9 protein-coding genes and 3 tRNA genes are annotated in these 19,757 nt (G+C 30.1%); 6 read left to right on the top strand and 6 right to left on the bottom strand.

The features are described from left to right. Positions 1-701 precede the first annotated feature (701 nt). From K4L35_RS00870 to pyk, 6 genes are all read right to left on the bottom strand, one after another. A complete protein-coding gene (locus K4L35_RS00870) occupies positions 702-887 on the bottom strand; it encodes a hypothetical protein (protein WP_221617701.1) in 186 nt (61 codons plus the stop codon). A 30-nt stretch (positions 888-917) separates the two neighbouring features. Beyond that, on the bottom strand, positions 918-1,079 hold the full coding sequence (locus K4L35_RS00865) for a hypothetical protein (protein WP_221617700.1): 162 nt from the start codon (positions 1,077-1,079) through the stop codon (positions 918-920). A 336-nt stretch (positions 1,080-1,415) separates the two neighbouring features. Beyond that, a complete protein-coding gene (locus K4L35_RS00860; RefSeq protein ID WP_221617699.1) occupies positions 1,416-1,964 on the bottom strand; it encodes a hypothetical protein in 549 nt (182 codons plus the stop codon). 80 nt (positions 1,965-2,044) lie between these two features. Beyond that, on the bottom strand, positions 2,045-2,569 hold the full coding sequence (locus K4L35_RS00855) for a hypothetical protein (protein WP_221617698.1): 525 nt from the start codon (positions 2,567-2,569) through the stop codon (positions 2,045-2,047). 195 nt (positions 2,570-2,764) lie between these two features. Next, positions 2,765-3,073, bottom strand: coding sequence for a hypothetical protein (locus K4L35_RS00850; RefSeq protein ID WP_221617697.1), 309 nt, complete (start codon positions 3,071-3,073; stop codon positions 2,765-2,767). Positions 3,074-3,980: 907 nt separating this feature from the next. Next, positions 3,981-5,411: a pyruvate kinase gene (pyk, locus tag K4L35_RS00845; protein WP_221617696.1), complete on the bottom strand. Its 1,431-nt coding sequence runs from the start codon at positions 5,409-5,411 to the stop codon at positions 3,981-3,983. Between the two features lie 416 nt (positions 5,412-5,827). Here pyk and K4L35_RS00840 point away from each other — a divergent pair, with 416 nt between their 5' ends. The 6 genes from K4L35_RS00840 (at position 5,828) to K4L35_RS00815 (ending at position 19,582) form a co-directional block, all read left to right on the top strand. Next, the gene (locus tag K4L35_RS00840) at positions 5,828-15,154 is read left to right on the top strand and encodes a lipoprotein 17-related variable surface protein (RefSeq protein WP_221617695.1); all 9,327 of its coding nucleotides are present in this window, start codon (positions 5,828-5,830) and stop codon (positions 15,152-15,154) included. Between the two features lie 155 nt (positions 15,155-15,309). Then, a tRNA-Ser gene (locus K4L35_RS00835) sits at positions 15,310-15,400 on the top strand. 204 nt (positions 15,401-15,604) lie between these two features. Further along, positions 15,605-15,695, top strand: a tRNA-Ser gene (locus K4L35_RS00830). 1 nt (position 15,696) lies between these two features. Next, a tRNA-Thr gene (locus tag K4L35_RS00825) sits at positions 15,697-15,770 on the top strand. 120 nt (positions 15,771-15,890) lie between these two features. Further along, positions 15,891-17,630 (top strand): ABC transporter ATP-binding protein, encoded by a 1,740-nt coding sequence (locus K4L35_RS00820; RefSeq protein WP_221617694.1) that lies wholly within the window; start codon positions 15,891-15,893, stop codon positions 17,628-17,630. Continuing rightward, positions 17,630-19,582, top strand: a complete 1,953-nt coding sequence (locus K4L35_RS00815) for an ABC transporter ATP-binding protein (protein WP_221617693.1) — start codon at positions 17,630-17,632, stop codon at positions 19,580-19,582. The genes K4L35_RS00820 and K4L35_RS00815 overlap by 1 nt, the downstream gene beginning before the upstream one ends. The last annotated feature ends 175 nt before the right edge of the window (positions 19,583-19,757 follow it).

Raw genomic sequence — 19,757 nt, 5'->3', positions numbered from 1 at the left:
GTGTTTTTTAATAAGTATACTAATAAGTCATCGTGTTTAGACTTGTGTACACATTTCTTAAACTTTATCTTTGAGCTAAAATTTTTCATATAATCAAAATCAGGAAAAAAATCATTCTTTATCTTTTTTGCTTTTTTTTGATACTCCGAGTATACGCTGTATGTTTTGATAATGAAAAAAACATACATACTCATTATTCACACAGATGCTACAACTACTGCTAATAAATAATATATTCCATGGACAGAGAAAACTGCTATCGAAAAAAATAAAAAAAGTCCTTGAAAAAGTAAAGTTAAAAGACTAACAAAAAGTGGAACAAAAATGTCTTTTATATTACATTCCAAAGTATGCACTGCATTTTCTTTGTCTTCTTTTCTCATTTTGTCTATAAGACTTTTGTTTGAAATCGTTTGTAAAATTCAATAATGAATTTCAAATTTTTTAGAAAAAAAAGCCAAAACTCTATTAAAAGCACCACTATATACAAAAAACAGAAAGCCTACTCAAATAATGATAGTAAAGTGAAACAAGTATTCATTATTAAAAATGGATGTAAAAAAAGTAGAAGAATTCATTTAAACCTCGCTTTTAGTAGTATATAAATGATAACAGTCTAAGAACTTTTGTCCTTATAAATTTATGAACAATTCTTTAAAAAATAGAGCACAGTTTTTAAACTTAGCTCTACCTTGTCCTCTTTAATTTTCTTGTCGTTCAATTAAGTCCCGATATTTCATTATAAGAATTGAACGTGCATCAGCTTTTATGTAATTATCAAGTTTTTCCGAAACAAAAAGAAGTAGTAAAAGATAATCTTTTACGATCTTTTTGTCCTTAATTTTTTGAACCATACTCAAAAGCCCTGGAATTACAATGAAGCCCATTCATTGATCATGACTCTCTTCTGTGTCTTTTTATAAAGTTTCTGGAATAAACTGTAAATCAGGTTCAAAAGTCAAATCAGGATTAATATTAATTTTCTTAATAGTCTTTTTGTAATTAGGTTTGCAAAATAAGTAATCGGTTCATAGCTCAAGCGTTACTATTAATAAAATTCCTGATCCTATGGCTAACATTGCAACAGACAGAAACCACTATCATGGAATAGACACATTATAAATGTCGCATTAGAAAAGAATAGAATTGATCCAACTATTGCTAATGAAATTCGGATTACTCTTTTATTGCATATTTATGCAAAGTAACAGCAGATTCTCATATCATCATAGGAATTTCTAGAATATGCTTTTGTCAATAAGTTCTCTTTATAAAGTACGCACCAATTAACAAATCATTTACATTTGATGTTAAAACTTTAAAAAGGAAAATACAAATTAAAAACAATGATAATAATATTAGAGCGTAAGCGTTCATTTTATCCTTTAGTACTGTGTTTAAGTTCTTTTCGTATCTTATTGGTTTAATTTTATTGTATTTATTTGATTTGCAATTAGGTCTTTGTGGATTTGTGAATTTGAGCATTTAAAATAGTATTTGAGCCTATGTTTATCTTGCTTAATTTCAAAATTTTCTGAAAGTGAGGTTTTTATCTTTTTGACTTCCTTTTTGTATAATGCAAAAACACGACCAGTTCTTAATGTGTCACGAAAATAAAAAAGAAATATTGTGCCAAAAATTACCAAAAGCAGAATATCGGCATAATTACTATCAAAACCAAAAAATAAAATTGTAAGAACTAAAAATACTTCTTGAAATAGTGAAACCAAAATTCCTATTAAAAACGGTAAAAATATAAATCTTGAGTTGCAATCCATAACGTGATAAGCGTCTTTTTTTGTTTGATAACTGATTTTTGATAAAGTTTCTTTATCTGATAACCTCTGAATAATTCAATAGTGGGATTCAAATTTTATGCAAAGTTTTCTCAAAAAAACTCCATAGTAACTGGTAAAGCAAAGAAATATTGCTCAAATTCCTAAATAAAAGTGATTTAAATCCATTTGCATCTCATTATAAATTATATATTTATTGATTTAATGCCAGATGACTTGCCATTTGCGTGTTCATGTTTAAAAAAGCATTATCTTCCACCAGATAATGCTTTTGATTTTAATTGTTCATATTTTCAAAAGAAAAAAGAGTGTGTATCCTTTTCAAATGAAAAATTAGTTTTTTCTGAAACATAAAGATGAAGCAGAATGACTTGTTTTTCAAACTCTTTATCTTTTTGCTTTTTAATAATCCTAAAAGTTCAATAAAAGCTAAAAATACTTGAAGGCATGCTTCGAAACTCATAAAGAGGTTCTGTTTCGTTGTAAGGGTTATAGTTTGGATCAGGGATGAATTCAGTATCGCTTAAAATTTTTAATCTTCTGTGATTGTATTTGATTCAATTTTTAGGAATATCAATCATTATCTGAAAATAAATAAAGATTGGGATAGCAACTAGTGCCACGTGCATTAAGGCAAAAGCTAAAATGAATTCAAATAAAAATAGCAAAATGATAATTTTTATTATCGAAAGAATATTTAAAGCAATAATGATTTTAAAAAACCTTTTAGTTCCTTTTGTGGCTATTTCATAGGTCTTTTGAGCAGTTTTCATTATATGCTCGGGGATTTCTGTTAGTTTTTGATGATTTTAAAGAATAGTTAAAAGAATAATTGGTCAATTTAGTTTATTATAAGAATTTAATTGATAAAGACATATTGAGTAAAGAACTACTCACTTTAAAACAAAAATAAATATGAGCATTATTTTTACCTTTATTACTTGTATGTTCTACTTTTTACTATTTCTTTACTCATATGACAATCCCTTTTTGATTTGATTTATCAAAATTATTAATTTGATGTGTTTGTATCTTTGACTACACATAATTTTGGAATTTTGATAAAGATCGATATCCTCTTGTGTTATTTTAGAAACTAAAATAATTTCACTTACATCCTGAGTTTGCAGATTTACTTGAAAATCTGCAATTGCAGACTTGCCTTCTTTTAATATTCAAAAGCTTTCGAAGACTTTTTTGATAGCTAACCATATCAAAACTGATGAACCCGATGCAAATGCAGCTCAAATGATTTCAGAATAGAAAATTGATCTCACCAAACAAAATCCTACAAAACCTAGCAAAACTATTAAAGCACTAATATTAATATAAAAGTTATACCTTGCCTTGTTATAATGACATTTTAAAACATGATTAGCTTCTTGATAAAGTTCAGCTTCAACTTTTTATTTAATTCTATTGTTAGTAAGGTCTTTGATTATCCAAAAATTAATGTCGAAATTCAACGTGAAATAAAAAGACAAACAAAAATAAATTAAAAATAAACAAACTAGTGTTCCACTTATTAAGTAAGTAACTGAATTCTCATGCATCTCGTATCCTTCTGAGTTTAATTATACACGCAAGAAGATTTATTAGATATTACGATCTTTGATTGCGTTTTTCAAGTCTAAAAAAATTAAAAAAATTTTGTTTTAAAAACAAATAATTATCAATGTGTAAATGTTTGCATATTTTTAATAATGCTTAAAAATTTAAAAAATCAAAATTAAGATCAAAAAACTAGCAATTTTGCACTTTTATATTTTAAAAACGTATCAAAAATAAAATAATTTTTTGCTTGTTAAAATTATTTTTCATGCTAAAATAATAAAGCAACTTATTTTTAAGTTCACAATATGATAAATAATTAAAACTATATAACATATCAATTAATTTTTCAATTTAATAATTTTTATAAATAAAAAGAACGGAGGTGTTTTAAATGTATACAAAAAAAGATAGAAAAGAAGCTAAAAAAGTAGCTAAAAACATTTGAAACGATAAAGGTATGCAAACAGGTGCAGCCGCTTTATTTGGTATTTACGCTGAATACTAAAATTAAACTAATTAAATAAATGAATAAATAATAAATGATTTAAAAATCTGCACAAAGCAGATTTTTTTAATATCTTAAGGCGCAGATAAAAAAACTCAGTTTGTCTGAGTTTTTTGTATTAATTATTATTTTACGATGTGTTCTGTAATTTGGTGGTTTTCCACAACTAAGTATCTATCACCTGATTTAGCTCCGTAAGGTGCTAATGCGTCAAGTGCTTTTTCATGATCTTCTTTAATAGCTGGGAATAAAGCTAACGAATCTAATGAAGTAAATACTGAAGATGTAATTCCGAATGCTCCAATTTGTTTTGCGTCGTTAACAACACCAACGATTAATGAGTTTGGACGGAATTTTGCCACTTCGCTTAATAATTGACCTGTTCTTGAAAGAACAATAGCGAATTTGTATGCTCCACGACGTGTTTTGTTTGCAACTTCGTAAGCAATTAATGAACGTTGTGATTCGTCTGAGTTTTTACGAACTTCTTCCAATTGAACATCGTAGTAGTTTCTTGAGTAGAATTCTTTTTCTGCTCTTCTGTTGATTGCTGACATAACTTTAACAGCTTCAACTGGGAAGTTTCCGTTTGCTGATTCTCCTGAAAGCATTGTTGAGTCTGCACCTAATTCTGTTGCGTAGTAAACGTCTGTTACTTCTGCACGAGTTGGGTGTGGGTTGTTTTCCATTGAATCAAGCATTTGTGTAGCAACGATAACTGGTTTACCTGCTTCACGACATTTTCTGATCATTCTTTTTTGGTAGTAAGGAACGTCATAGTAAGGAATTTCAAGACCTAAGTCTCCACGTGCAACCATAATTGCATCTGAGTACTCTAAAATTTCATCAATGTTCATAACACCTAAGTGTGATTCAATTTTTGAAATAATTTTTACGTGTTCTCCACCATTAGCATTTAATAATTCACGTAATTCTTTAACGTTTTTAGCTGAGTTAACGAATGATGCTGCAACATAGTTAATTCCGTGTTTAATTCCGAAAATAACATCATCGATATCTTTTTGAGCTAGGAATGGTAATGAGAAATCAACACCTGGTAAGTTAATTCTTTTGTTTGTTTTAAGTTTGTGTGTGTTTTCAGCTTTAGCTTTAACATACCCTTTTCCAACTTCTGTAACTACTGTTGATAATTTACCGTCATCTAAAAGAACTTGGTTTCCTACTACTAAGTCTTTTGACATGTCGTAAGCAACAGAAATTTCTGTTTCTGTTCCTTCTAATGATTTAAATTTGTCTTCTGTAGTTCAAATCATTAACTCTGTTCCAGCTTGAATAACTTGTGCTCCATCTTTCATTTTACCAACACGGATTTCAGGTCCTTTTGTGTCAAGTAATAATGAAACAGGAATGTTTAAATCTCTAGAAACTTTGTTAGCAATTTCAAATTTACCTAATTGTTCAGCGTGGTCACCGTGGCTGAAGTTTGCTCTAATTGTTGTAACACCGTTTTCAACAAGTGCACGTAATGTGTCGTAGTTGTCACTTGATGGTCCGATTGTGGCAACTAATTTACTTCTTTTATTTGTTAAGTTCATTTCTTCTCCTGTATATTTAATTCATTTTATATTTTACCACTTTAATTTTTAGATATAAGATCGATTTTCAGAATTGCAAATGCATTTTTATAAAGTGATATTTTCTACTTTTTATCTCTAAAATGGTATTACCCAAAGTGATAAAAATTTCATTTTTTGCAAATTCTTGACATATCAAATAGATTTTTACACACCATAATAAGCCTAATTTCCACATTGTTTTTTTTTTTTTTTTGTTTCGAAAGAGACTGTGGACAAGGCGTAAAAGAGCAAGTTTCCACATTGTTTTCAAAAATGTTTTTCCATAATCAGAAATATCTTTTTGAATATTTATAATATTTGAATATATATTATGAAATTAATATAATTTTAAAAATTATAATAACCACTTCACATCTTATTTTAGGAGATAGAAAATGAAAAAAAATAAAATTATTTTGCCGTTGGTTTCATCGGCAATTTTAGGAACGACAATTTCAGCAATTTCATTGAGTAATGTTCGTGAAACTACCACAGGAAAAAATCTTGTTAAATTAAAAGGCGTTGCTATAGAAATAGACTCACAAATAAATCAAATAGCTAATTTAGAGCAAGATTACACCTATAAAGGTGATTTTTTCCGTAGCATCGAAGGAAGAAGAAGACAGGTTAAAAATGATGATGCTCTTGAGAAGGAGTTCGCAACAAGGACAGTTCAAGTTCACCCAATAAATTACGATTTTAATAACGCGACATCAAAAGAAACGTTTACCCCTCTAGATCCTAGAGGATTGATGAACAAAGATAGACAAGATTGGCTTGTTATTATTAATGACAGAGTTATTAACGGTTTAGTTGGACATGATCCTGCCTTTATCGACGTTTCTATTTTTCTTTCAGACGATTTAACCTTTGATAAGTTAAACGATAATGCGTCCATTCAATACGAAGTTATTAGTAGAACAAAAGGTGAGCTTACAGGAACACATGAAAACGATAGTGGAGATTTATTTTTAGACACAAGACAAAGATGATTTAGAAGAGAAGAGAGATCGGCTTTTGCAGGTCAAAGTGAAAAGTGAAGTGATTATATTTCCCCTTTTTATAGAAAATACACAAATAACGAACGTTCGTTTGGTGAAGAAGATGTTGTTAATTCTGACTTTAGATATGGAAATACCTCAATTTTAGTCCCTTGATCGAATAGGTATGACAACTTAATTAGAACAATTAGATATCAACCTCAATCGATTGAACAAAACGAAGATCACCCTAGATACAGCAAAGATTGACAAGATTTCAGGAGAAATACAGGTGAACAAGTTTCGTTTACAATCAGAAGACCAAGAGATAAAGATGGTTATGTAAAAGAAAAATTCTATTTCACCTTTACCACTATAAAAAACAAAAGCACAGTCGGTTATATTGATAAAAAAGATGCTGCTGGTCAATATGTCCCAGTTGACACTGCACCAGGTACAACGTTTGTGGGAGCCATTGCTTCTGGAGTACCAAATGATTGATGATGAAACTTCCCAAAAACGCAAATTAAAGCAGATATTAAAGCATGAAAAAGAGCTGATAAAAAAACTACAAACATTGTTTTAAAAGAGAATTATTTTGGCTTAAATGATGAAGATAAGTCAAAATTGCCGAAGCTTAAATTCGATCTTTCTTTAGGCCAAAAAGGTGGTTTTTTATCTGAAGAAATTAAAGAATCTTTCACGACCCCAGATAAAAAAAGATTATCAGATAATTCAAAAAAATATCATGCAACTAATTTCTTAAAAAACATTGATAAAAGAATTATCGCATTTCATGAAGATGTCATTACAAAAGTTAGTTTTGTGAATTCTGAAGATGAACCGAAATATAGAATTGAACTATCAGATAAACTAGAATATGACGCAGAAACTAACTCTTTAATTCAAAATATTAGTGTAACTAAATTAACTAAGAAAGACTACTTTGATGAATGAAACAAAGGATTCGAAAGATTAAAAAGTGATACTAATACAAACGGATATTGATCTTCAAGTTTTTCGAATTCGGATTATGCCGATATTTCGTCGACATTCAAAACTTCACTTAATAGCTTTTTAAGTATTGTTCCTGGAGTATATAACGACGAATCAACAAAAGATGTAAGAGAGTATTTAGCCTCTGAAGCCCAATCACAGGTTAAATCGTATGTTTTTAAGGATTTGTTCACCAAATTATTACACCCACAAAATGAAGCTTCTACGAAGAAACTAACAAATATTTTTGGTAATCAGAATGGTGTTATTCAAAACTACAAATCTGTTTCTGAGTTCGCAGATCTTCTTAACGGAAAAATTAAAAATAACTTTAATGAGAATTCTACCAAGTTTAATCTTTTAATAGATAACGTTGAGCATACAGAAGAAGATGTTTTAGGGATATTAGAAAACTATAAAGAACAAAAGAAAATGTACTCAGATTCGCTAAAAAGAAAGATTTCTGAAAATCCAAATCTTGATTTAAATCTTAGTGCTCTTGAGTCTTTAGCGAACTCATTAAAGCAGTTTTCTAATATGGACTTTACTTCTAATTCTTCTAAAACATACACATTTAATGGTGTAAAAATTGATAATCCATATAACTTAGAAAATCTGATCAATGATTTAAAAAGAAAAACAACATTAATTAAAGTTGAAAATCCAACCGATAATACCAATGATAGAAAAGCTCAGCTTTTAGATAATTTAAAAAATGATTCAAGGTTTAAAGAAGCCTACAATAAAACTGTAAAAGCTTACTTCAATAAACTAAAAGATTATCTAGGTGAAGGTAACGGCGATTCCTTGATGCCTATAGAATACAGACCACTAACAGGTTTAGTTCATTCAGAAAGATTAGAAATCACAAATCCAGAAAATGAAGATAAAACAATCACTTTTGAAATTAAAAAACAAGAATTAGGTGTTACATTTGAGAATAAAAAACTGTTAGATCAAGTCAAACACCTAAACAAAACGACTCTAGAAAACAGTGATTTAAATTCAAATCAAGGAACCCAGGAGGCAAGTTTAAAACAAACTGCAGAAAAAGTATTAAAAACCTGAGATAAAGCAATTGATAAATTGTATGAAGTCCTTGTAAATCTTCTACCTTATGTGTCTTCAGAAATGAAGTCTGATGCTATAAATAGGCTAAGATCAACTTCAAGTGATGAAGAAAAAGAAAGAATTTATAACGAATTAAAAACTCAAAGTGGTACAGGTAAAATCAGAAATATCGACAATAGTTTAACAATGCCCGAAACAGGTCATGCCAAGAAACTTTTAGTACAACTTGAAAAAATAAAAGAAGCTAAAGCTAAAAATATCTATGCTTTAGCAGATGCTTCAAAGAAAAAAGCTCTTGATGATTTAGAAAGTAAAATTTTAGAGAAATTTAAAACAGAGCCCGATTTTAAATTTAGTTCATCAAAAGGTTATTCAGATTTAAAACTCACAAGAACATTAAACAACAAAGAATTAACAAAATTGATAAATGACTCAAATTCTGCAATTTCAATGCTTAATGGGGCGAGATTTCAAATTAGTTATGTAAATGTTGAAAATACAAAAGCACAAGATGCAGTTCTAGTCGAAAATAACAAAAGTTGAAAAGCACCAATAACAAATACAACTGAAGATGGAACGGCTGGTTTTGTCATTAGATTAGTAAATAAAAGAGTGGACTCTCAAGATCCCAGATCAGTTAATGTTCAATATAAAATAGTTCCTAAAGTTATTGTTGATATGAGAAATGGTCAACCAAAAAGTAAATTAATAAATGCCTTAGAAACCAGAACAACCAAGCTTTCTGGATTTAAAGATCCAAACACAGAATTAAACAGACTAAATCAAATTAAAAGTAATGCACAAATAACTTTAGATTACAACGATAAGCAAAATATTCTACCAACTGAATTATTATCTGGGTCGAAGATGTTTTCAAGTTCTAAAATACTAGGAACTTTTAGATATGAAAATCAAAATTACTCAATAACCAGAAGAGAAAATAAGCTTTTTGTTGATCAACTAAATCTAGAGATAGTTGATCTTAAAACAAAAGATATTACAGCTAAAAATGATGTAAGTGGTTCGATTACAGTCGATTTCAAATTAAGTTCAAAAACAGACAACTCAAAAATAACAGATGCTATATCTAAACAAATCTCAGGATTTAAAACCGAAAAAGAAAGAATTACAGCAGAACAAAATGGCTTATCAATTCCTGAGAGCGTTTTTAGTGAAATTGACAAAACTAAATTAAATAGTGAAGTTGAAATTTCAGAGATTAGTAACGCTTTAAAAAGCCACCTTTCGAGTCTAAATAAAAACATCGCTTTAAAAGATGGTTCTTTAGTATTAGAAAAGAACAACCCAGGTCAAATTTCATTCAAATTTAAACTAGAATCTACAAAACCTAATTTAGGAACTTCAGTTTCTACAGATAATCATTCTAGAAACTTCGTAATCAATGGGTTCTATACTTCTGAAAAGGAAATTCAAAGACTTAATGATCTTCATTCTAATATCATTAGCATAACTCCAAAAAACAGAGATGTTATGTTAGCTCACCCAAGTTCTAAAAAGCTCACATTAAAAGATGTTAATATTACAATTTCTAAAGATTCAAAAACTTATACTGCGAACTCGAATGGCGAAATTCCTGAATTAAAAGTTAAGATTGTAGAACTTGCAAGCGATAACACAAAAAACACAGATGACATACAGGGTCAAAAGGCTGTCAGATTTAAAATCGAATCAACTGATTCTAGATTTTCATCTTCTAGATTACAAAGCTCTCAAGTTACAAAAGACGTATCAGGCTTTAAAACAGAGCAAGATAGATTAGATTCAATTGTTGATCAATCACAAAACTGACTTTCAGGTCTGGATCTAACTAATATAAAAGACAATAACTTAACTTCATCTGAAAGTTACAAACAAGATTTAATTACAAAACTAAATGAACTTCTAAATAGTTACGATGCTGAAGTATCTGATTTAACTTACAAAAATCCAAATGACACTGCAGGAGCCGTTACATTTGATTTTAAACTTAAATCTAAAAGAGCTGATTTAACTGATATTAAATCAACCAAAAATGTGCAAAGGCAAGAGTCAGGATTTACAACACAAGCCAAAGAGTTAGATAGACTTAACAAACTTATAATCTCTGAAGTTGATTTCAAAAATGGAACAAAAAATCAAATTCCTGAAGATGTTCAAAATGTTAAAGATCAAGTTTCAACAATTAAAATTAAAACAGCTTCAAACTCACAAGAATACGTTTTAACTTATGATGCAGCTGTAAACGCATTTATAAACAATGAGTTAAAAATAAAAGTTGACAAAAACGACATTACTAAAGGGATAGTAGAATCCTCAAATAATAGAAACGGTGATCTACCAATTAAGATAAAGGTTTCAAGTACAAAAAATGGATTTTCTACAAAATCAAATGATTTAAACTTTAAAGCGACTGAGTTTTTAAGGGAACAAGAAAGATTGGATGGAGTTTTAAACAATAACACTCCTTCGTTAGCTGTTTCGAACGCAGCAAGTAGGCTTCCAAAAGATGTCAAGGAAAATGAAGTGTATAAACTTCTTAAAACTTACTTTGATAACTTGCCTGAAACCACAAAACACCGTTCAAATCTAAACCCTGATAATAAATTAGATTCAGATCCTAATGCAGATTTTGAAAACATTAGACTTGTCCCACAAAATAGCACTGGAACTTTAAAAGTATTTTACAAAATCAACTCTGCTTTAAGTGGTTTAGATAATATTAAATCTTCAACTGAAAAAGAAATTACTATTTCTGGATTCCAAACACTTAATGATGAGAAATCAAGATTGAATGATTTACTTTCAAACTTAAAAGTTAAAGTTAATACTGTAAATAAAGATGTTGTCCCTTCGCCTAGCTTAAAAACTATTGATCCTAACAATATTGAAGTAACTGTTGATGGTGAAAAAGCAACATATGATTCAAACACAAGACAGTTTACTTTCCCTACAAAGAATGCAAAAATATCACTAGACGATATTTCCGTAACAAGCTGAAACGCAAAAGATGGAACAGTTAATTTCTCTGTAAAAAAGGCAACAAACAATGACGCTTCAGCTCAAAGTGATTCGGCAAACGATCACATAAGAGATGAAGGTTATAAAACAGAACAAAAACGTTTAAATAAAGCGATAAAAGACGATTCTAAACGTTCAATATCTCTAACTGATGAAGCTTCAAAAAGCAAAAAACTACCTTCAACTATCACAGAATCAGATTTAACAAAAACTATATCAATACCAGATGCAGAATTTGTAACACCTTTAACTCTGGAAGCTAACGATGATGCAGGTGCTTTAACGATTAAAGCAAAAATCAAATCAACTAAAAATAACGAAAACTTATACAACAATATTGTGCCAAGAGACGCAGGAACAATCCAATCAAGCGAAGATTATGTCGTTGTAATTTCAGGATTCAAAACATCTGCAGAAGCAGCAATCAATCCCGAAGTAATTACTAAAGAAATTGAAAAGGTAAACGTTTCATATAACAAAACAAAAGGGGTTGATTCTTATTCTAGTGATCCTCAAAATGTTGAAAATTACACATTTACCTATGAATCACCAAGAAAAGATGAGTTTGAATTAAAAGATAAAAAAGTCGAAGGTTATGACGCAATAAAAGGAAAAACTCTTGTTTCTTATGTTCTTGAACCAAAAGCAGAAGATAAAAAAGACCTTAAACGTAAAGTGTACGTTGTTATTGATGGCTTCAATACAGAAGATAAAAAACTTGAAAAAGCATTATCTGCAGCAGAAGAGTACATCAAGTACAACAAAGATGACAAATCTAATTTAGCACCAAACCAAACAAGAAATGCAGTAGTTATTGCTCCTGAATTTACTTCTCCTGAAGGAACTAAGGTGTCAATAACTTCACAAAATCCTGATTTAAATGCAAATAAAATTGATGTCACATATCAAGCCACATCAACTAAATCTGATTCAGAATTAGTTAAAAAACCTCAAGATATCCCTGCTAATATAGACTTCGGTTCTTCAAATCATTTAGAGCCGAAAAATGCTCAAAAATCTATTGAAGGTTTTGCAAATCCTCAAGAAGCTATGAATGCCCAGCTTGGTAGCCTTGATGAGTTTGATAAATCAGAGTTCTTAAGTCCAAGAGAAAAAGATTCATTTAAACAAAAAGCTCGAGAAATTAGAGAGAAAGTTTTAAGTGGAAACTCATATATCGATGACATTGCAAAAGATTATGCAGATTTAAAAAATGAGTTTAAAGAAAGGGATAAGGAAAAAACAAACTTATTTAATGCAATTTCAAACCTAGCTCCTTTATTTAATGAAAAAATGAAAGAAGCTCTCAAAGATAGGTTCATGAATGCAAAATATATTGAAGATCCTTCAATAAATGATGAAAGTGTCCTAGAAGTTCTTAAATTTGCCGTGGATTACAACAAAGATCTAAGCGATCTTACAAATCAATTAAATAAAACTAAGTCTATTGCTGGTTCAGATGATTTCGAAAGTATTCTTAACAATAACGGAAAACTTAAGGACATTATTAAAAAAGCTATAACTGAATCAAATAAAGTCCTTCAAGGAGAATTAACTCCTGAAACCTTAAACTCAATCTTTAATTTTGGTAAATCAAGCTCAGATAAGAAAGTTCCTTCGCTTAAAGAAAGTGACGAGTTCTTATCTTCAGACCAAGTTCAAGATCTAATCAGAGTTTTAAAAACAACTGCAGAACAGGCTCAAGAGGTTATTGATCTTAAAAAAGAGATCAACAATAAACTAACCGATGGATCACTTAGCAATCTTTCAGAATCAGAAAAAAATAAGGCAAAAACACTTGCAAATGACACAGAAGATTCAGTTGCATTGAAAGAAATTAAAAGCGTTTTAGATTCAACCAACAGTAAAAAAGATGAATTAATACAAGCAGTTAATGATCAATATCAAAACATGAACAAAGATCAAAAGGATAATGTTAAGAAGATGATCAAAGATTCATCTCTTGACAATACAATTCTTTACAACCCTTCTACTCAAGATAAAAGTTACTCAAATGTATCTGATAAAGCTCATGATCTTGATCAAGAGATGTTAAAACTGAAAAACAACATCAAAGCAAGTTTAAATACGTTTATTAATGAAAACGCAAACAGCGACAATACAAAATATCAAAATGCAGACCCTGTATTAAAAGATAAATACAAAAAACTAATTAATGCTGCAATTCAATTAGGTGAAAATATAAGCGAAATTGAATCAATTAAATCACTTTGAGGCGATGAAGTAGAAAAACCAGCTCAAGATACCAATAGTGCTACAGGAGAGGCTAATTGATCAGTTGATCAGGTTAAAAATCTCAATAAATTAATTGATCAATTAGAAGATCAAATGAGTGATATTAATGAATTAAAAGAAAATGCGATTAGCGACATCGACAACCTTTCATTTTTAAATGATAAGGAAAAAGAACACTTTAAAAATAAAATTAAGGAAGCTCAAACACCGAGTGAAGTAAGAGAAGCTCTTGATGACGCCAAGAGCCATGATCAAATAAAACATGATGCTTATGATCAAATTAATTTAGATAATTATCCAAACTTGAATGATGATCAAAAAGAAGCTTTAAGAGATAAAATAAAAAACGAGACTTACTCAAAAGACAAACCTGATTTAGGTGATTCATCTAAAGATATTCTTGAAGAAATCAAAGATCAAGCCAAGGTTCTCGATGATAAGATGAAAGATCTAAAAGATGAGCATGACAAAGCCAAAAAGCACCTTGATGCAATCAAGAAAGTTTTTGGTACTGATGCAATAAACTCAGAATTTGAAAAAGCTATTGATGATGCTTTCAAAACATTATCTAATGTTGCCATCGATGGCAACAACGATGCAAACTTAGATAGTGATTCAGTTCAAGAGTTAATTGACAAGCTCAAAAATGAAGTTAAGAAAGAAATTGCAAAACACTTAGATGAAATTCCAAATCTTGATGAAAGCAAAAAAGAACAAGCGAAAGAGTTTTTTGATCAACACAATGATACTCAATATTTTGTAGATAAGTGAAATGAGTTATTACAAAGTGATTCTAAATCCGAAACGGATAATGAAACAAATGTAGAAGTAACAAAGGAAACACCAGAAATTAATTCAGATAAACCAACTGAAAACGGATCTGTTTACGATCCTTCAAAACTTAAAGAAGCTTATGATGAGTTGGTTAAAGATTCATATGACTCTGACACACAGGCAGATAACTTACAAAGACTTGAGCTTCTAGTTAAAGAAGCTGCTGAATCTGTATCCGAAAATGATTCAACAGAAACAAAAGATCTTATTAAAGATGCCCAAGATCTTGTTAAGTTATTTAACGCTGTAAATAACGAAGATTGAGATCTTGTCCTAGGCATAATCAAAGGAAGCACAAGTGATGATCAGATCTTAAGTGCCTTAAATGATGATCTTGACTTGATTAATAAATTCAAGACAAAGCAAAAAGTTTTTGGACCTGATGACTTCAATAAAGTAAATAACGCAGATCTATCAAATGTAATTAAAACATTACTAATAAGTAAAATGAAACTCTATGGAATTGAGGAAAAAATCAGCATTTGATGATTTATAACTACAGCCATAAATTCATTGCTTGTTTTAATTAGTTCTTACTTTGTTTACAAAAACTTTAAAAAGAAATAAAAATCAGCTAAAAAGCTGATTTTTCTTTGTTCTTAATAAAGATTTGGTCATTAATTACCTCTAAGTCAACTTCAAGGTTGTATATACATTTGACACCTTAAAAATTGGATTTTTAGATAAAAACAAAATTCTTATGTTATAATAATTAACGAATTGGAACAGTACTCAAGAGGCTGAAGAGGCGGTCCTGCTAAGACTGTAGGGGAGGCAACTCCCGCGGAGGTTCAAATCCTCTCTGTTCCGCCATTTTTTTTATTCTTTTTTTTGCTAATAATTAAAAAAAATACGGAGCACCGTATTTTTTCCCAGCATAGCTGTATTAACATTTGAAATGAGTTCATAAACTCCAGAGCAGCCTTTTTGATGAGGCAACCGTTCTGTATGAACGCATCAGATAAATAATACCATAAAAAAACAAAAACATATATAATTTATTTAGAGTTTTTAAACGGTCAATTACCCAAGAGGCTGAAGGGGTCGCTCTCGAAAAGCGATAGGGGAGGCAACTCCCGCGAGAGTTCAAATCTCTCATTGACCGCCATGCCGCTTTAGCTTAGTGGTAAAGCACTTGACTCGTAATCAAGAAACACGAGTTCGATTCTCGTAAGCGGCACCATATCCACTTGAAGTGGTTTTTTATTATATTTTGAATCATTCTTTGATTCATTTTTTTAATTTTTAAATTTTTTAAAGTTGTAAAATTAATGCATTAATTATTTAATAGAAAGGTTAAAAAATGTCCAAAAAAGCAAAATTGTTCGATTTTACAGTTAACTATCGGACAGAATTGTTTGTTTCTATTTTGCTGCTTTATATAGCCACGGCTGCTGAAGTAGTTACAACCAAATTAATTAGCTATTTAATTGACCAAGGGATTCAAAAAGGTGATACAGCTAAAATCTGAATGTATGCTTCAATCGTACTTGGTTTAATCCTTATTACATTTACAGTTTCGGTAATTGGAAGTATTTTAGCTTCAAAATCAAGTGCTGGATTTGCAAAAAATATGCGTGAAATGCTATTCTTAAAAGTGCAAGGTTTTTCGTTTAAGAATGCTGATAAGTTTTCAAACGCCTCACTTTTAGTTAGAATGACAGCTGATGTTCAAAACATTCAAAATGCCTATTTTATGGTTATAAGAGTATTGATGAGAACACCTTTTATCTTGCCTTTTGCCTTAATTATGGCGTTCTTAACACATTCAGGACTTGCTTGAGTTCTTGTGGGTGCAATGGTGACGCTAACAATCGTCCTATTCTTGATTTTATTAATTTCGTTTCCTCGTTTTGCAAAAATGATTAACGAAACTGATCAATTGAACAAAAAAATCAAAGAAAATATTTTAGGTATAAAAACGATAAAAGCTTTTGTTAAAGAAGATAAAGAATACGAACTTTTTAAATACAGAACACAACAGGTTCGTAAAATTTCAAACTGAGCCCAAAATTTTGTTATTTATTTCCAACCAATTGTTACTGCAATGCTTCTGTTTTCATTTTTTGGAATCATGATTTATACAGCCAATGCAGTTACAAGTAATTCGAGCGACATTACAGTAGGAGTAATTCTCACATTCGTTGGATACTTGTTCCAAGTGGTGTTCGCAATTGTTCTTACCACAGTTGTTTTTATCATGGTTGCAATTGCTGTGCCTTCATGAAGAAGAATCAAGGAAGTTTTTGAAGAAAGATCTGAAATTGTTAATATTGAAAATCCAGTTAACGATGTTAAATCAGGAAGCATTTCGTTCAAAAACGTATTCTTGAAATATGACCCAAAAGCAGAAAACAACGTCTTAAAAAATATTGATTTAGAGATCCAAAGTGGTCAAACTATTGGAATTATTGGACCTACTGCTTCAGGAAAGTCTTCGATCGTTAACTTAATTCCAAGACTTTATGACGTAACCGAAGGATCAATCGAAATCGACGGTATCGATATTAGAAATTATGATTTAAAAACATTGCGTGATAATGTTTCAATCGTGCTGCAAAATAACTTGCTATTCAAAGGAACGATTAGAGAAAACATGCTTTGAGGTAATGAAAAAGGTACTGATGAAGAAATAAATCATGCCCTTAAAATTGCTTGTGCGTATGATTTTGTTTACGAAAAAGAAAACAACCTTGACTACATGGTTGAAGAAAAAGGATCAAACTTTTCTGGTGGTCAAAAACAACGTCTATCAATCGCAAGAGCACTGATGAAGAAACCTAAAATTATCATTTTAGATGACTCAACAAGTGCTGTTGATAATAATACTGATAAAAAAATTAGGCAAGCATTTGCAAACGACCTACAAGACGTGACTAAAATCATTATCGCACAGCGTATTTCATCAATTCAATCAGCAGATAAAATTGCCGTTATGAAAGCTGGTAGGGTTGTTGCTTTTGACACACACGAAAACCTAATTAAAAATAATGAATTTTATAGCGATCTTTACGAATCACAAAAAATTAAGGAGGTTGAATAATGTCTCATTCTCACCTCAAAGGTACCAAGTCAGACTTTTTTAGATTTTTTAAATTTATCTTTTCACTAAATAAAGTTACTTTCACTTTAGCAATCTTTTGTGTTATTTTAACTGCAGCTGTTCAATCTTATGCAACTTTATTCTTTGCAAACACTTTCCTAGGCGGGTATCTATCAGACTATCTAGAAAGCCTTTCGCAAGGTAAACCTTTCTTTGATTGAAAAAGCTTTAATGTTGCGATAACAATCATTGGTGTGCTATTTACATCAGCAGTTGTTGCTAACATTCTTTCTCAAAAATTAATGATCTTAGTTACAAATAAAACTGTAGAAAATTTTAGAAATCGCCTTTATTTACATATGCAACAATTACCGTTACAATTTTTTGATGGTAGTTCAAAAGGCGATTTAATTTCTAGATATACAAATGATATCGAAGTGATGAAAAACACTGTACAACAGAGTTTTCCACAAGTCATTTCTTCATTTTTTGCTATTGTTTTCAACTTAGTAATGATGTCAATAACAAGTTGATTTTTGACAATCGTTTTAGTAGCATTAACATTTACAATGGTTTTAATCTCAATGTTAGTAACAAAAAACCTTGGTAAAATGTTTGTTACAAAACAAATAACAATCGGAAAGTTAAATGGTTATCTAACCGAAATTATTGATGGTTCTAAAGTTGTTAAAACTTTCAACTACGAGCAAAGAGCTTATGAAAGATTTAAAGAAATTAGTCAAACATTATATAAACAAGATTATCATTCGCTTAAATGAGCAAATATAATCATGCCTTTAATGATTAATTTAGGATCTGTAAATTACATCGTTATCGCTGTTATGGGTGGTTTAATTCTAGCTTCAGGTGTGCCACAAAATGCTGATTTAAGTGCAACAATTCAAGCTCTAAGTAAACCTGCAGGTTGAAGATCAGACCTAGGCATCAACATTGGATCACTTGCTGCGTTTTTAATGTTTTCTCGTTCATTCTCTGGACCTTTTGGACAAATAGCGCAACAAGTTAATACTGTTATGCAAGGTACAGCAGGAGCCTCAAGAGTTTACAAAATTATGGACTTACCAATTCATGAAGATCACGGATATATCGAATTAGTCCATGAATCAGAGTTAAATGAAACTGAAAAGCAAAATCTTGTACCATCAGACTACTACTGAAAAATCAAAAAAGACCAACAAAAAACAATTTTTAAAGTTGTTGAAGGTCATATCAAATTTGATCACGTTTGCTTTGGTTATACACCTAAGAAAATGATTATTGAAGATTTAAATCTTGACGTAAAACAAGGTCAAAAAGTTGCTTTAGTTGGTTCTACAGGAGCTGGTAAAACAACAATAGTTAACCTACTAAATCGTTTCTATGAAGTATCAAAAGGTGCAATTTATTTTGATGACATCAATATTAAAGATATCAAGATTGATCATTTAAGAAGAGCTTATGGTCTAGTCCTTCAAGACACTTCCTTATTTACAGCTTCAATTGCCGAGAATATCGCATACGGTCTTGATTCAGTTCAAGAATCGGTGGTTAGAAATGCAGCGAGAATTGCTAATGCTGCTGATTTCATTGAAATGATGAGCTTTGGATATGAAACTATCGCTGAAGAAGCTGGTGAAAAACTATCACAAGGTCAAAGACAACTTTTATCGATTGCTCGAACATCAGCAATCAATCCTCATGTCCTAATATTAGATGAAGCAACAAGTACTGTTGATACTCAAACAGAGCAAAAAATCCAACTTGCCCTGCAAGAATTGCTAAAAAATAAAACAGCATTTATCATTGCTCACAGGTTAAGTACAATCAAAAACTCAGACGTTATTGTTGTGCTCGAACATGGAAAAATTATCGAAAAAGGTACTCATGCTGATCTGATAAAAAATCACTCCTTCTACTACCGTTTATACACAGGAAAAGAAGAATTATCGTAAAAATGTAGGTTTTTCCTACATTTTTTATTGACTTTCAATCAAATAAATAAGTATAAATTTAAGATCTGCTTTTACTTAGAAAAACTAATGTTCACAGTTTTTAAATCTTTAAAAAACTATAAATAAGGCTTTAACATAAAAAAATAACATCTTTTTTGCAGATTACAACAATCAA

This window comes from Mycoplasma sp. Ms02, from assembly GCF_019720735.1.
In the GTDB taxonomy this organism is placed as follows: domain Bacteria; phylum Bacillota_I; class Bacilli_A; order Mycoplasmatales; family Metamycoplasmataceae; genus Mycoplasmopsis.
This window is presented reverse-complemented; position numbering and strand designations above follow the sequence as displayed.